The following is a 15,065-nucleotide window of genomic DNA, read 5'->3' on the forward strand; positions in this document are numbered from 1 at the left end:
AATTGCATAACATAAGAAAAACTAAAATGAAAATCTTCTTAACAGGCGCAAACGGCTATATAGGAATGCGCCTTCTTCCTATTTTACTTGCAAAAGGTCATGAGGTTATTTGCGCTGTACGCAGTGCCGACCGATTTTCTGTAAGCCCTAGTGTTAAACGAAAAGTAAAAATTGTTGAAATAGATTTTTTAGAAGAACAAGACAACAATATTTTACCAGATGATATTGATGCAGCCTATTATTTAATACACTCTATGAGTGGTTCTACCAAAGATTTTGATGAGTTAGAAGCTAAGGCTGCTAACAATTTTAATAAACTTTTAGCGCCCTTAAATGTTAAACAGGTAATCTATTTAACGGGTATGACCAACGAAAATCAAACCTCAAAACATCTTAGCTCAAGAAAACAAGTAGCTGACATATTAAAAGAAGGTAATTTTGCACTTACTTGTCTTCAAGCAGGAATTATAGTGGGTTCTGGTAGTGCCTCATTTGAGATAATAAGAGATTTATGTGAAAAATTACCCGTTATGATCACTCCTAAATGGGTAAAAACAAAAACGCAACCCATTGCTATTCGCAATGTTTTACAGTTTCTTGAAAAGTCGTTAGGCCGTGAAGAAACCTACAATGATGCTTTTGATATAGCCGGACCAGACGTTTTAACCTATAGGGACATGATGCTAACCTATTGCAAAATTCGAGGCTTAAAACTCCATATTTTAGACGTTCCTTTTATGTCGCCTAGATTATCATCATATTGGTTATATTTTGTCACTTCCACTTCTTATAATTTGGCAGTAAATCTTGTTGATAGTATGAAAGTAGAGGTGATTTCAAAAGACAACCATTTAACAAAATTACTAGATATAAGGCCACTTACTTATGAGGAGGCCATTCGCGCTGCATTCGATAAAATTGAACAAAATCAAGTTATATCAAGCTGGAAAGACTCTAAAGTAAGTAGTCGTTTTACAAAAGTTGATCTTAATCAATTTATTCAGGTGCCCACACATGGTTGTTTAGTGGACTATCAAAGTTTAAAAGCTGATTCGCCTGAAAAGTCGCTGGATAAAATTTGGGAAATTGGTGGTAAAAATGGCTGGTATTATGCTAACCATCTGTGGAAAATTAGAGGATTTATTGATAAGCTAGTAGGAGGTGTTGGTCTTCGCCGAGGAAGAACAAATTATCACACCATAAATACTGGCGATTCATTAGATTTCTGGAGAGTTTTATTTGCTGATTATAAAGAAAAGCGTCTTTTACTCTTTGCTGAAATGAAAATACCAGGCGAAGCTTGGTTAGAGTTTAAAATAGATAAAGACAACATAGTTCACCAGACTGCTACCTTTAGACCCAGGGGTTTACTCGGTAGGTTATACTGGTATAGTATGTTGCCTTTTCATTATTTTATTTTTGCGGGCATGCTAAAAAAAATTGCGCAAGCTTAATTGTCTTTTTTCGGTAAAAAAACTTCAGCCATCATACAACGTGCACTGCCACCACCTAAGGTTTCAATGGTAGCAATATCACTATGTAATATTTCGCAATGAGCAGTTATTTTATCTACTTGTTCTTTAGTTAAAGCGTTGTAAGCCGTTGTACTCATAACCAAGTATCTTTTACCAAAAGTACCTTCAACTTGCAACATATTTCCTGCAAAGGCGTGCATTTGAGTTTCACTTATAGCTATAATTTCTTTATTATCTTCTTTAAGACTTGAAATTACAAGTTTCCTTTCTTTTTTATCATCAATTGTATCTAAACAAATAACCGCAAAATCATCAGCCAAACACATCATAACATTTGTGTGATAAATTAGCTTTCTTTCGTTTTCTACACTTTGATAGGCATGAAAGATAACAGGGAACAACTCAAAATCTTCACAAAATTCAATTAACAATTCTTCATTTGCTCGAGGCGACAAAGCGCAATAAGCTTTAGCGTTTACCCGATCTAAAATTAAGTTTCCTGTACCTTCTAAGAAAATTTCATCTTGTTCTGCTTTTGTATAATCAAAAATATTATTGATTACAAAGCCTTCATCTTCTAGAATATCTAAAATATCTTCACGCCTCTCCCTTCTTCTGTTTTCTGCAAACATCGGGTATAATGCTACATCACCGTTTTGATGAAAAGAGATCCAGTTATTTGGAAAAATAGAATCTGGCGTATCGTTTTCTAAAATATCATCAACCACAATAACATTAACACCTACTTTTCTTAACTTACTTACAAAAGTATCAAATTCAAATTGAGCTTTTTGCGTAATTTCATCATTCGCCGCTGCGGTTCCTTTTTGAAAATAATTATTAACTGCCGTCTCTTCATTCATCCGAAAAGCAACTGGCCTTATCATTAAAATACTATCTGTTATTTGTTTCATAATAATTTTCTTAAAAAATTTCAGCCTAAATATTAGTCTCTAATAAGGGGTAAGGTAGAGCAACGTAAAAGCCCCTCTTGTTTAGAAATTTCTGCATAAGGAACCTCTTCTACAGTTATGTTATTTGCGCGTAACCATTTATTTAAGCGAGTAAAGTTTTTCTCTGAAATCACTACGTCTTCCGCGATTGAGAAGATATTACTGTTCATTGAATACATTTCATCACTATCAATAAAGAATAAGTTTTCTTTACCGTAAAAATTCACCAACCATTCAAATTCATCTCTATTTAAAAAACCATTTTCATGAATTATAGCTTTGTCTTTTCCGACTGGTTGAAAACAGCAATCTAAATGCAATGCATTTAAACGCGGATCTGTACTCGACTTTCTCAAATTAAATGATTTAACTTTTCGATTAGGAAAAATTTCCTGCATTTTTTGCACAGCCTTCATGTTGGTTCTAGCCGTTATGTAATTAGGGTAATCTGCTTCTCTGTAGGTACCTATAAAAATATAATCTTTTACAGGCATAACATCTCCCCCTTCTATATGACAATCTTCCGGTAAACGGATGACCTTACTAGGATCAATTTGATCTATAATGTATTGAATAGCGTCTAATTCACGTTCCCTATCTGGCAATATATTGGCTTTAACAAAGGTATCATCAATCACAAAACCAATATCGCGCGAAAAGATTTGATTGTAATCTGAAATCAATTTTGGTCTAAAAACCTGAACATCATACTTCTTTAAAACCGCATCGACCGCTGCCATTTCCTTGCGCATATCTTCTTCTAGAGGATATGTTCCTGCTTTGATATACTCCGCAGACTTTGGGTCATATGCCTCTTCTATAGTTGGTGTTGGGCCAATGCTTTCGGCCGTTCCTAGAATAACCGATCGCAAACGCGAAGTTTCATTTTTTATATTCAAATTCAACATTATATTTATCTTTAAATTAAAAAAAAGCTCCATTAAATTATGAAGCTTTTTTATTGATTTATATTTTAAATCTATCGGTTACTCATAGGTTTAAAACTTCTTAAATTTTCACCGGTGTATACCTGTCTAGGTCTACCAATAGGCTCTTTCTTTAAGCGCATTTCTCTCCATTGTGCAATCCAACCTGGTAGTCTACCCAAAGCAAACATCACCGTAAACATTTCTGTAGGAATTCCTAATGCACGATAGATAATACCTGAATAAAAGTCGACATTTGGATATAGCTTTCTATCTACAAAATAGCTATCTTCTAAGGCTTCTTTTTCTAAACCTTTTGCAATATCCAATACGGGATCTTGCACCCCTAATTTTCCAAGAACTTCGTCTGCAGATTTTTTTATGATTTTTGCCCGAGGATCAAAATTTTTGTAAACGCGGTGTCCAAAGCCCATTAATCTGAAAGGATCGTTTTTATCCTTAGCTTTTTTCATGTATTTCTTAGTATCTCCACCATCTTGTTTTATACCCTCAAGCATTTCGATAACCGCTTGATTAGCCCCCCCGTGAAGAGGACCCCACAAAGCAGATATTCCTGCAGAGATAGATGCAAATAAACCTGCATGAGAAGAACCTACAATACGTACGGTTGATGTTGAGCAATTCTGTTCGTGGTCTGCATGTAAAATCAAAAGCTTATTTAAAGCAGAGGCGACAACTGGATCAACCTCATAATTTTCGCTAGGTTTTTTGAACATCATTTTTAAAATATTCTCTACATAACCTAAGCTACTATCGCCATAATCAAGCGGCTGCCCTTGTCTTTTACGTAAAGTCCAAGCTACTAAAACAGGGAATTTAGCCAAAAGTTTGATGATGGCGTTGTACATATCTTCTTCGGAGTCAACGTTAACGGCACTTGGATTAAATGCAATCAACGCACTGGTTAATGAAGAAAGAACTCCCATAGGATGCGCTGATTTAGGAAAACCATCTAAGATTTTCTTCATTTCTTCATCTACATTAGACTCGCGTTTAATGTCTGCGTATAATTTATCTAATTGCTGTTGAGTTGGAAGTTCTCCAAAAATTAATAAATACGCTACTTCAAGGAAACTAGCATTATCGGCTAATTCTTCGATGGCATACCCTCTATAACGCAAAATCCCTTCTTCTCCATTCAGGAAAGTGATTGCACTTTCACATGATCCTGTATTTTTATATCCCGGATCTAAAGTTATTAACCCACCAGTATCTCCTCTTAAGGATTTGATTTGAATAGCAACCTCATTCTCGGTTCCTACTACTATTGGAAATTCATATTTTTTTCCATCAAATTCTATCGTAGCTTTTTTTGACATATTGTAACTATATTATTTTTAATTTTTCTGCCGCTAATTTACAAAAAATACTAGTAATTTTTTGTGTATAGCCTTCTAAAATTAGCGCTTTTTCGTGAAGGTTTGGTTAATATATTCTTAAAAAAAAGCAACCTAACAAAAATTTAAGCTAGGTTGCATTCATAAATTCAAAATTTATTAATCTAGTATCTTATATTTTTATTTTAAAGGCTCTTTCTTGTAAATAAACAGCTGTCTCGCCTAGTTGCTCTTCTATGCGTAACAATTGATTGTATTTTGCCATTCTGTCGCTTCTAGATGCCGAACCTGTTTTAATTTGCCCCGTATTTAGAGCCACGGCCAAATCTGCAATAGTAGCGTCTTCGGTTTCGCCAGACCTATGCGACATGACTGCTGTATACCCTGCTTGATGAGCCATATTAACGGCCGCAATGGTCTCACTTAAAGTACCGATTTGATTTACTTTAATTAAAATAGAGTTTGCTATCCCTTCGGATATACCTCTACTTAATCGTTTAACGTTGGTCACAAATAAATCATCTCCTACTAGTTGAATTTTATCCCCAACCAACTGAGTTAGTTTTTTCCAGCCTTCCCAATCATTCTCATCCATACCGTCTTCTATAGAAATAATCGGATAATTACGGCACAATTCTGCCAAATAAGCTGCTTGCTCGTGAGAAGTTCTTACTTGCCCCTGTTCACCCTCAAATTTTTTATAGTTATAAACACCGTCTTCATAAAATTCCGCGGCAGCGCAATCTAGAGCAAGCATAATATCTTTTCCAAAACTATAACCTGCCAGTTCAACAGCTTGTTTCACGCATTCCAGCGCATCTTCTGTACCTTTTAGCTTAGGAGCAAAACCTCCTTCGTCTCCTACAGCTGTACTTAAATTTCTTTTATGTAAGACCTTTTTTAGGTGGTGAAATATTTCTGACCCCATTTGAAGTGCTTCGGTAAAATTTTGTGCTTTCACCGGCATAATCATAAATTCTTGAAAGGCAATAGGAGCATCTGAATGTGATCCTCCATTAATAATATTCATCATAGGAACGGGCAAAGTTTTAGCACTCACACCTCCTACATAACGATATAAAGGCATACCCATTTCATTGGCTGCGGCGTGGGCTACTGCCAATGAAACACCCAGTATGGCGTTAGCCCCAAGTTTGGCTTTGTTTGGGGTCCCGTCTAAGTCGATTAAGAATTGATCTATTGCTTCCTGTTCAAATACAGAAAACCCCATTAAGGCATCTGCAATAATAGTGTTTACATTATTTACGGCGGTTAATACGCCTTTACCCATATAGGCTCTTTCATTATCACGCAATTCTACGGCCTCGTGTTCTCCTGTAGAAGCTCCTGAAGGTACGGCTGCACGGCCCATAAAACCACTTTCTGTAAAAACATCTACTTCTACAGTAGGGTTTCCTCTTGAATCAAAAATTTGGCGCGCTTTTATATCAATTATGATACTCATTTTTCTAGTTTTTAATAATAGTGATGTAAAGATAACAAAAGCTTAGCTTTTTACTTTTTTTATGTTTTCTAAAAATTGATCAAATAAATACAAAGAATCATTTGGTCCGGGACTTGCTTCTGGATGATATTGAACACTAAAACAGTTTTTATCTTTTACTTTTAGTCCTGCAACCGTATTATCATTTAAATGTACATGGGTGATCTCTAAACTTTCGTTTTTTTCAAGCGCCTCGCGACTCACTGCAAAACCATGATTTTGCGAGGTGATTTCACCACATTTCGTGCTCAAATTAAGAACAGGATGGTTTATTCCGCGATGACCATTATGCATCTTAAAGGTATTCACTCCATGTGCTAATGCGATAATTTGATGACCTAAGCAAATTCCAAATGTTGGCTTATTACTCGCAATAATTTTTTTTGCCGTTTCAATTACCGATACCAAAGGTTCTGGATCCCCAGGACCATTAGATAAAAAGAACCCGTCTGGATTAAACTCGTTTAGTTCTTCAAAACTTGTATTGTAAGGGAAGACTTTTATAAAACAGTTTCTTGCACTTAAATTTCTTAAAATATTCTTCTTGACCCCTAAATCTAAAGCTGCTACCTTAAAAGTTGCATCAGAATTTCCTATGGTATAGGCTTTTTTGGTTGAAACTTTTGACGCCAATTCCAAGCCTTTCATACTAGGTTGGGCAGCCAACTTTTCTTTAACCTCCTCAATATTATCGATTTCTGTAGTGATAACGGCATTCATTGCCCCATTATCGCGAATGTAACTTACCAGAGCGCGTGTATCAACATCGGATATTCCAAGAAGTTCGTGTTTTTGCATAAACTCTTCGAGAGGAAAATCTGCCTTGGGTCTAGAATAATTGTAACTAAAGTTTTTACATACCAAACCAGCTATTTTAATACTATCTGACTCAACCTCTTCGGCAGAAGTCCCGTAATTACCGATGTGCGCATTGGTAGTTACCATGATTTGCCCAAAATAACTAGGGTCGGTAAAAATCTCTTGATAACCGGTCATACCAGTATTAAAACAGACCTCACCGAAAGATGTGCCACTTAAATTTCCAATAGCCTTACCCCAAAATTTAGTGCCATCTTCTAAAAGCAGAAGTGCTTTTTTTCTTTTCTGATATATCATTGTGTTGTGTTTAAGTAAAAAAAGGTTAAAAAAAAAGGATAAACTTAAGACAGTTTATCCTTTTAATATTATAGCTTGTAATACATCATGTTCTTATTCCTCTTCATTGGTTGAAGATTCTTCTTGTTTACTCGCTGTTTCAGACCCTGATGTATTTTTACCTCCACGTCTACTACGACGAGTTGATTTCTTTTTAGTTGACCCGTTAGCGTTGTAAAGCTCATTAAAATCTACAAGCTCTATCATAGCCATATCAGCATTATCACCAAGACGGTTACCTAGTTTAATGATTCTTGTATAACCTCCTGGTCTATCGCCAACTTTTGGTGCTACCTCTCTAAATAACTCAGAAACTGCATATTTATCACGCAATTTAGAAAAAACAATTCTTCTGTTGTGAGTTGTATCTTCTTTAGATTTAGTCACCAAAGGCTCGATAAACTGTTTAAGGGCTTTGGCCTTTGCTGTTGTGGTATTTATTCTTTTATGCTCGATTAAAGAGCTAGCCATATTGGCAAGCATTGCTTTACGGTGAGCAGTCTTTCTTCCTAAATGATTAATTTTCTTTCCGTGTCTCATAGTTCTATGAAATTAGAAATATAGCTGAACTATACTTTCTATTTTAGTCTTTATCTAATTTATATTTTGAAAGATCCATCCCAAAAGTAAGTCCTTTCACACTTACCAATTCTTCTAACTCTGTTAAAGACTTTTTACCAAAGTTACGGAACTTCATTAGATCGTTTTTATTATAGGTTACCAAATCTCCTAAGGTATCAACCTCTGCCGCTTTTAAACAGTTTAGGGCACGCACTGATAGATCTAAATCAACCAATTTGGTTTTAAGCAATTGGCGCATATGCAATGATTCTTCATCATAAGTTTCAGTTTGTGCAATCTCATCCGCCTCGAGCGTAATTCTCTCATCAGAGAACAACATAAAGTGATGAATTAAGATTTTAGCCGCTTCGGTAAGCGCATCCTTAGGGTGTATTGAACCGTCGGTTACGATTTCAAAAACCAGTTTTTCATAATCTGTTTTTTGTTCAACACGATAGTTTTCAATACTATATTTTACATTTTTTATAGGTGTATAAATAGAATCCGTAAAGATAGTACCTAAAGCTGCATTACTTTTTTTATTTTCTTCGGCGGGCACATAACCTCTTCCTTTATCAATGGTAAGCTCAATATTCAGGCTTACATTCTTCTCCATATTACAAATGACTAAATCTGGGTTTAGCACTTGAAAACCTGAGATGAATTTTTGAAAGTCACCTGCCTTAAGTTGTTCTTTTCCACTTAGAGAAATAGTGACTGTTTCGTTATCGATATCTTCGATTTGTCTTTTAAACCTAACTTGCTTTAGGTTTAAAATAATCTCTGTTACATCTTCAACTACTCCTGCAATGGTAGAGAATTCGTGATCTACTCCCTCAATACGCACAGAAGTAATTGCAAAACCTTCGAGAGAAGATAACAGCACTCTTCTTAAAGCGTTACCCACGGTAAGACCATAACCTGGTTCGAGCGGTCGAAATTCGAATTTCCCCTCAAACTCAGTAGAGTCTATCATGATAACTTTATCGGGCTTTTGAAAATTTAGTATTGCCATATTATGAGTTCTGTCTATTAATTATTTAGAATATAACTCGACGATTAATTGCTCGTTGATGTTTTCTGGTATTTGGATTCTTGATGGAACAGATACAAAAGTTCCTTGCTTTTGCTCTGCATTCCAAGAAATCCACTCATAAACAGCATTTGCATTATCTAGAGATTGCACAATAGCCGTTAATGATTTTGATTTTTCTCTTACCCCTACTACATCTCCAGCTTTTAATTGGTAAGAAGGAATGTTTACGATATTACCATTTACGGTAATATGTCTGTGTGAAACTAATTGTCTAGCACCGCTTCTAGAAGGCGAGATTCCCATTCTGTAAACAACGTTATCTAATCTAGACTCGCAGTATTGCAACAAAACTTCACCAGTAATTCCCGGTGCACTTGTTGCTTTCTTAAACATATTTCTGAATTGACGCTCTAGGATACCATAGGTATACTTCGCTTTTTGCTTTTCCATTAACTGGATTGCATACTCAGATTTTTTTCCACGGCGTCTATTATTTCCGTGTTGACCTGGAGGATAATTTCTTTTTTCAAAAGATTTATCATCTCCAAAAATAGCCTCTCCAAATTTACGTGCTATTTTCGTTTTAGGACCAGTATATCTTGCCATTAAATTTGATTTATAAAAAACAGGTTATGAATTAAGGTCTAAAGTTTAATCCTTCGATAACCTTACTGTTTTTTTAATTAATACTTTTATTAAACTCTTCTTCTTTTAGGAGGACGACAACCGTTGTGCGGTATAGGCGTAACATCGATTATTTCGGTTACTTCAACCCCTGAATTATGTATAGAACGTATTGCAGATTCTCTCCCATTTCCAGGACCTTTAACATACACCTTTACCTTACGCAAACCAGCCTCATGAGCCACTTTACTAGCATCTTCGGCGGCCATTTGCGCTGCATAAGGAGTGTTTTTCTTACTTCCTCTAAAGCCCATTTTTCCGGCAGACGACCAAGAAATAACATCACCGTTTTTGTTACACAAAGAAACAATGATATTGTTAAATGAAGCCGTAACATGTGCCTCTCCAAAAGACTCAACTACAACTTTACGTTTTTTTGAGGTTGACTTAGATTTTGCTTTTGCCATGTTTACTTATTATTTAGTTACCTTTTTCTTATTAGCAACTGTTTTTCTCTTTCCTTTTCTGGTTCTAGAATTATTCTTAGTACGCTGTCCTCTTAATGGCAAGCCTACTCTATGTCTAATTCCGCGGTAGCAACCGATGTCCATTAATCGCTTAATGTTCAATTGAACCTCAGAACGAAGTTCACCTTCGATAGTATATTTACCTACTTCTTGACGAATTCTACCTATCTCATCATCTGACCAGTCGGTAACTTTAGTACTCTCATCTACTTGGGCATCTTTAAGGATCTTTTGAGCCCTACTTTTGCCTATTCCGAAGATATAGGTTAACGCTATAACTCCTCGCTTTTGTTTTGGTATATCAACACCTGCTATTCTTGCCATAATTAGCCTTGTCTTTGTTTAAATCTAGGATTCTTTTTGTTAATTACATAAAGTCTACCTTTTCTGCGTACAATTTTGCAGTCGGCGCTTCTTTTCTTTACGGATGCTCTTACTTTCATCTTGCTTAGTTTTTGTCCTTTTATATGGCTTCTGATTTTTCAGCACGCAAAAGTACTATTTTTTTTTCAAAAACCATAATTTTAGATTTTTAGTATCTATATGTTATACGAGCCTTAGTTAAATCGTAAGGACTCATTTCTAATTTTACCTTATCTCCTGGTAATAATTTTATATAATGCATACGCATTTTACCTGAGATGTGTGCTGTAACAATGTGTCCATTTTCTAGCTCTACACGAAACATCGCATTAGATAATGCCTCTACAATTGTTCCGTCTTGTTCTATTGCTGGTTGTTTTGCCATAATTAAGCTATTGCTTTTCTGTTTTTACCTGATTTCATTAAGCCATCATAATGTCTATTCAACAAATATGAGTTTACTTGTTGGATAGTATCAATAGCTACCCCTACCATAATCAATAAAGAGGTACCTCCAAAAAATAATGCCCAACCTTGCTGTACACCAAAGCTAACTACAATGGCAGGGAATATGGCGATCAAAGCCAAAAATACAGAACCCGGTAGGGTGATTTGTGACATGATACGATCTAAATACTCCGCGGTTTCTGTTCCGGGACGAATCCCTGGGATAAAACCGCCACTTCTTTTTAGATCATCGGCCATTTTGTTGGTAGGCACCGTAATTGCGGTATAAAAATATGTGAATACAATAATCAATAAAGCAAAAACTAAGTTATACCAGAAGCCAAAGATATTTTGAAAAGCCGAGGTTATACCTTGCGCTGTTTCTGAATCTGAAAGTCCAGCAACAGCCGCCGGTATAAACATAATGGCTTGTGCAAAAATAATAGGCATTACTCCAGAAGCGTTTAACTTTAGGGGTATAAACTGTCTAGCACCTCCAAAAATATTTTTCTCGTAACCACCAGTGGCATTTCTTCTTGCGTATTGCACCGGAATTTGACGAACGGCCATTACCAACATTACCGAAGCAAAAATAATTGAAAACCAAATAGCTAATTCGATCAAAATCATAATCAAACCACCATTACTTTCGGCAACACGCGATTGTATTTCTTGTAAAAAAGATTGTGGTAGTGTAGCAATAATTCCCACCATAATTAGTAATGAGATACCATTCCCAATACCTTTATCGGTAATTCGCTCCCCTAACCACATTGCGAAAATACATCCGGTTGTTAAGATAATAACCGATGAAACTATAAACGTGAAAGAATCTCCTAACAAAAATGCACTATCTGGCAGTGTAGCATAAAGGTTATATATGTACCCCGGCCCCTGTACTAAAGTAATAGCAATAGTGAGCCAACGGGTAATTTGATTAATCTTCTTACGACCACTTTCGCCTTCTTTTTGCAGTTTCTGCAAATAGGGCACTGCTATTCCCATCAATTGTACTACAATCGATGCTGATATATAAGGCATAATACCTAATGCAAAGATAGATGCATTTGAAAATGCTCCACCTGTAAAGGCATTAAGTAAACCTAGCAAACCACCGTCAGTTTGGTTTGCTAGATCTGTTAGTTGGGAAGCATCTATTCCTGGAAGAACAACTTGTGCTCCAAAACGATAAACAAGTAGAAGCCCAAGAGTAACCAATATTCGGTTTTTGAGCTCTTCAATTTTCCAGATGTTTTTTATAGTTTCAAAAAATTTCATTGTTTCTCTATTATAAGGTTGTTGCTTCTCCTCCAGCCGCTTCAATAGCTTCCTTTGCAGTCGCAGTGAATTTATGAGCAGTAATTTTCAAACTTGCTTTTAACTCACCTCTTCCTAATATTTTGATTAAATCTCTTTTATTAGCTAAACGGTTTTCTACCAAAGTTTCAACCGTAACCTCTTCTTTAATCTTTCCTTCATCAACCAATCGTTGCAACGTATCTAAGTTAACACCTTGATAAGCCACACGATTACGATTAGTAAATCCAAATTTTGGTACTCTTCTCTGAAGTGGCATTTGACCCCCTTCAAATCCGATTTTCTTAGAATAACCAGAACGAGATTTGGCCCCTTTGTGCCCACGAGTTGCAGTTCCTCCTTTACCAGAACCTTCACCTCGTCCTACTCGTTTGTTATTCTTACGAACTGAACCTTTTGCAGGTTTTAAATTATTTAATTCCATCGTGTTCAATTATTTCGCTTCCTCTACAGAAACTAAGTGTTTTACTTTATTTATCATTCCAAGAATGTTAGGAGTATCGTTATGCTCAACGCTTTGTCCAATCTTTTTTAACCCTAAAGCTTCCAATGTTAATTTTTGGTTCTTGGTTCGGTTAATAGCACTACGTACTTTGGTAACTTTAATTTTTGCCATGACTTCCTGTATTATCCGTTAAAAACTTTATCTAATGAGATTCCTCTTTGCTTGGCAATTGTTTCTGCACTTCTTAATTGCAATAACGCATCGAAAGTAGCTTTAACAACATTGTGCGGGTTTGAAGAACCTTGCGACTTAGACAATACATCATGCACTCCTACCGCCTCGAGCACCGCTCTTACGGCACCACCAGCGATAACCCCTGTACCAGGAGCTGCAGGCAAAATTAGTACTCGCGCACCGCTGTATTTACCTTTTTGCTCGTGAGGAACGGTTCCTTTATATAAAGGAATTCTAACTAAATTCTTCTTTGCATCCTCTACAGCTTTTGCAATAGCTTCTGCAACTTCTTTAGATTTACCTAAACCGTGACCTACCACACCATTTTCATCTCCAACAACTACGATTGCAGAGAATCCAAAAGCTCTACCACCTTTAGTAACTTTTGTAACACGTTGTACACCTACTAAGCGATCTTTTAAATCTAAACCACTTGGTTTTACAAGTTCTACGTTTTTATAATCTTGATACATATTATTTTAGAATTTTAGTCCTCCTTCTCGAGCACCGTCTGCTAATGATTTAACTCTACCGTGATACAAATAGCCCCCTCGATCAAAGGTTACTAATTCTACACCAGCATTCTTTGCACGTTCTGCAATTAATTTTCCTACCTCTTGAGCAACCTCAATTTTGGTTCCCTTTGCGGTGATTTCTTTATCGCGAGAAGAAGCAGCCGCTACGGTTACTCCGTCTACATCATTGATTAACTGCGCATAGATTTCTTTATTACTCCTATAAACAGATAATCTAGGACGAGTAGCGTTACCAGCTAAACTTTTACGTATTCTCCTTCTGATTTTTTCTCTTCTTTTTTCTTTTGAAAATGCCATAATTACAATCTTTTAAGCTGATTTACCTGCTTTTCTTCTTAATTGTTCTCCTACAAATTTAATTCCTTTTCCTTTGTAAGGCTCTGGCTTACGGAATGATCGAATTTTTGCAGCCACTTGACCTACAAGTTGCTTATCATGAGAAGTTAGTTTAACGATTGGATTTTTTCCTTTTTCAGAAATTGCCTCAACTTTAACCTCTGGCGCCAACTCTAAAACAATATTATGAGAGAATCCCAGGGCTAAGTCTAAAACCTGCCCTTGGTTAGAGGCACGATAACCTACCCCCACTAATTCTAATTCTTTAGTAAAACCGTTTGACACCCCTTCAACCATATTTTGGATTAAAGCTCTATACAAACCATGCTTACTTTTAAAGTTCTTTTTATCTGAAGAACGCTCTAAAATAACTTCGTTATCTTCTATTTTAATTTCGATATCCGAGAATTCTTGAGTTAACTCTCCTAACTTACCTTTTACAGTAATTAACCCCTCATCCAGGGTTACAGTTACTCCTTCTGGTATCAAAACTGGACTGTTTCCTATTCTTGACATAACTTTTGTCTTTTAAAAATTAGTAAACGTAGCAAAGTAATTCACCACCTACTTTCTCTCTTTGGGCTTGCTTACCTGTCATAACCCCTTTTGAGGTAGAAACAATAGCAATTCCTAATCCGTTAAGGATTCTTGGAATTTCATTAGCCCCTGCATATTTACGCAGACCGGGTTTACTAATTCGTTGTAATTTTTTAATTACACTCTCTTTAGTATCCTTATCATATTTAAGCGCAATTTTGATACTTCCTTGAGCGGTAGTATCTTCAAACTTATAACTTAAGATATATCCTTGATCGAATAAAATCTTTGTTATTTGTTTTTTTAGATTAGAAGCAGGAATTTCAACTACACGGTGATTTGCCGCCATTGCGTTTCTAATTCTTGTCAAATAATCTGCGATAGGATCTGTATTCATCTTACAAATATTTTGATTGTGGTTTTCTTCTTATTTTTAGAACCTTCAATCAGTTAAACAATATTACCAACTAGCTTTCTTTACGCCAGGTATCAAACCTTTGTTGGCCATTTCTCTAAACATCACACGAGAAATTCCAAATTGTCTCATGTAACCTTTAGGTCTTCCGGTTAATTTACATCTATTATGTAAGCGAACTGGAGAGGCATTTTTAGGTAATTTTTGTAATGCTTCATAATCACCAGCTTCTTTCAAAGCCTTTCTCTTTTCAGCATATTTATCTACCAATTTTTGTCTCTTCACCTCGCGGGCTTTCATTGATTCTTTAGCCATG

The 15,065-nt window shown here is 35.9% G+C and carries 21 protein-coding genes; 1 reads left to right on the forward strand and 20 read right to left on the reverse strand.

Annotated elements, in window-relative coordinates:
- Positions 1 to 26: 26 nt before the first annotated feature.
- A complete protein-coding gene (locus tag ACFSQ0_RS02000) occupies positions 27 to 1,454 on the forward strand; it encodes an SDR family oxidoreductase (RefSeq protein WP_379043400.1) in 1,428 nt (475 codons plus the stop codon).
- On the opposite strand, the gene ctlX is transcribed toward ACFSQ0_RS02000, so the two are convergent.
- The 20 genes from ctlX to rpsN form a co-directional block, all read right to left on the reverse strand.
- Positions 1,451 to 2,389: a citrulline utilization hydrolase CtlX gene (ctlX, locus tag ACFSQ0_RS02005; protein WP_379043403.1), complete on the reverse strand. Its 939-nt coding sequence runs from the start codon at positions 2,387 to 2,389 to the stop codon at positions 1,451 to 1,453. The genes ACFSQ0_RS02000 and ctlX overlap by 4 nt on opposite strands.
- Before the next feature lie 32 nt (positions 2,390 to 2,421).
- Positions 2,422 to 3,336, reverse strand: a complete 915-nt coding sequence (locus ACFSQ0_RS02010) for a dimethylarginine dimethylaminohydrolase family protein (protein ID WP_379043407.1) — start codon at positions 3,334 to 3,336, stop codon at positions 2,422 to 2,424.
- Between the two features lie 71 nt (positions 3,337 to 3,407).
- The gene (locus ACFSQ0_RS02015; RefSeq protein ID WP_379043410.1) at positions 3,408 to 4,694 is read right to left on the reverse strand and encodes a citrate synthase; all 1,287 of its coding nucleotides are present in this window, start codon (positions 4,692 to 4,694) and stop codon (positions 3,408 to 3,410) included.
- A gap of 190 nt (positions 4,695 to 4,884) precedes the next feature.
- On the reverse strand, positions 4,885 to 6,177 hold the full coding sequence (gene eno, locus ACFSQ0_RS02020) for a phosphopyruvate hydratase (protein ID WP_379043413.1): 1,293 nt from the start codon (positions 6,175 to 6,177) through the stop codon (positions 4,885 to 4,887).
- Positions 6,178 to 6,219: 42 nt separating this feature from the next.
- Positions 6,220 to 7,332, reverse strand: coding sequence for a glutamine-hydrolyzing carbamoyl-phosphate synthase small subunit (gene carA, locus ACFSQ0_RS02025; protein WP_379043416.1), 1,113 nt, complete (start codon positions 7,330 to 7,332; stop codon positions 6,220 to 6,222).
- Positions 7,333 to 7,425: 93 nt separating this feature from the next.
- Positions 7,426 to 7,911 carry a 50S ribosomal protein L17 gene (gene rplQ / locus ACFSQ0_RS02030; protein ID WP_147860644.1) on the reverse strand — a complete coding sequence of 162 codons (486 nt, stop codon included), beginning with the start codon at positions 7,909 to 7,911 and terminating at the stop codon, positions 7,426 to 7,428.
- Positions 7,912 to 7,954: 43 nt separating this feature from the next.
- Positions 7,955 to 8,947, reverse strand: coding sequence for a DNA-directed RNA polymerase subunit alpha (locus tag ACFSQ0_RS02035; protein ID WP_379043419.1), 993 nt, complete (start codon positions 8,945 to 8,947; stop codon positions 7,955 to 7,957).
- A 21-nt stretch (positions 8,948 to 8,968) separates the two neighbouring features.
- Positions 8,969 to 9,574: a 30S ribosomal protein S4 gene (gene rpsD, locus ACFSQ0_RS02040; RefSeq protein WP_147860646.1), complete on the reverse strand. Its 606-nt coding sequence runs from the start codon at positions 9,572 to 9,574 to the stop codon at positions 8,969 to 8,971.
- An 89-nt stretch (positions 9,575 to 9,663) separates the two neighbouring features.
- On the reverse strand, positions 9,664 to 10,059 hold the full coding sequence (gene rpsK, locus ACFSQ0_RS02045) for a 30S ribosomal protein S11 (RefSeq protein ID WP_147860647.1): 396 nt from the start codon (positions 10,057 to 10,059) through the stop codon (positions 9,664 to 9,666).
- A gap of 9 nt (positions 10,060 to 10,068) precedes the next feature.
- Positions 10,069 to 10,443 carry a 30S ribosomal protein S13 gene (rpsM, locus tag ACFSQ0_RS02050; protein ID WP_379043423.1) on the reverse strand — a complete coding sequence of 125 codons (375 nt, stop codon included), beginning with the start codon at positions 10,441 to 10,443 and terminating at the stop codon, positions 10,069 to 10,071.
- 2 nt (positions 10,444 to 10,445) lie between these two features.
- Positions 10,446 to 10,562: a type B 50S ribosomal protein L36 gene (gene ykgO, locus ACFSQ0_RS02055; RefSeq protein WP_013305171.1), complete on the reverse strand. Its 117-nt coding sequence runs from the start codon at positions 10,560 to 10,562 to the stop codon at positions 10,446 to 10,448.
- A gap of 89 nt (positions 10,563 to 10,651) precedes the next feature.
- Positions 10,652 to 10,867, reverse strand: coding sequence for a translation initiation factor IF-1 (gene infA / locus ACFSQ0_RS02060; RefSeq protein WP_034259287.1), 216 nt, complete (start codon positions 10,865 to 10,867; stop codon positions 10,652 to 10,654).
- Between the two features lie 2 nt (positions 10,868 to 10,869).
- Positions 10,870 to 12,207 (reverse strand): preprotein translocase subunit SecY, encoded by a 1,338-nt coding sequence (gene secY / locus ACFSQ0_RS02065; RefSeq protein ID WP_379043426.1) that lies wholly within the window; start codon positions 12,205 to 12,207, stop codon positions 10,870 to 10,872.
- A 10-nt stretch (positions 12,208 to 12,217) separates the two neighbouring features.
- Complete coding sequence (rplO, locus tag ACFSQ0_RS02070; protein ID WP_379043429.1) at positions 12,218 to 12,670, reverse strand: 50S ribosomal protein L15; 453 nt, start codon at positions 12,668 to 12,670, stop codon at positions 12,218 to 12,220.
- A gap of 9 nt (positions 12,671 to 12,679) precedes the next feature.
- Entirely contained in the window at positions 12,680 to 12,862 is a 183-nt protein-coding gene (rpmD, locus tag ACFSQ0_RS02075) for a 50S ribosomal protein L30 (protein ID WP_147860651.1), read from the reverse strand.
- Between the two features lie 11 nt (positions 12,863 to 12,873).
- Positions 12,874 to 13,398, reverse strand: coding sequence for a 30S ribosomal protein S5 (gene rpsE, locus ACFSQ0_RS02080; protein WP_379043431.1), 525 nt, complete (start codon positions 13,396 to 13,398; stop codon positions 12,874 to 12,876).
- A gap of 6 nt (positions 13,399 to 13,404) precedes the next feature.
- Positions 13,405 to 13,758 (reverse strand): 50S ribosomal protein L18, encoded by a 354-nt coding sequence (rplR, locus tag ACFSQ0_RS02085; protein WP_379043434.1) that lies wholly within the window; start codon positions 13,756 to 13,758, stop codon positions 13,405 to 13,407.
- A gap of 12 nt (positions 13,759 to 13,770) precedes the next feature.
- Positions 13,771 to 14,313 carry a 50S ribosomal protein L6 gene (gene rplF, locus ACFSQ0_RS02090; protein ID WP_379043436.1) on the reverse strand — a complete coding sequence of 181 codons (543 nt, stop codon included), beginning with the start codon at positions 14,311 to 14,313 and terminating at the stop codon, positions 13,771 to 13,773.
- 19 nt (positions 14,314 to 14,332) lie between these two features.
- Entirely contained in the window at positions 14,333 to 14,731 is a 399-nt protein-coding gene (rpsH, locus tag ACFSQ0_RS02095; RefSeq protein ID WP_147860655.1) for a 30S ribosomal protein S8, read from the reverse strand.
- 63 nt (positions 14,732 to 14,794) lie between these two features.
- Positions 14,795 to 15,064, reverse strand: a complete 270-nt coding sequence (gene rpsN / locus ACFSQ0_RS02100) for a 30S ribosomal protein S14 (protein WP_147860656.1) — start codon at positions 15,062 to 15,064, stop codon at positions 14,795 to 14,797.
- Position 15,065 lies beyond the last annotated feature (1 nt).

It is taken from the genome of Mesonia sediminis, from assembly GCF_042684705.1.
GTDB classification, from domain to species: domain Bacteria; phylum Bacteroidota; class Bacteroidia; order Flavobacteriales; family Flavobacteriaceae; genus Mesonia; species Mesonia sediminis.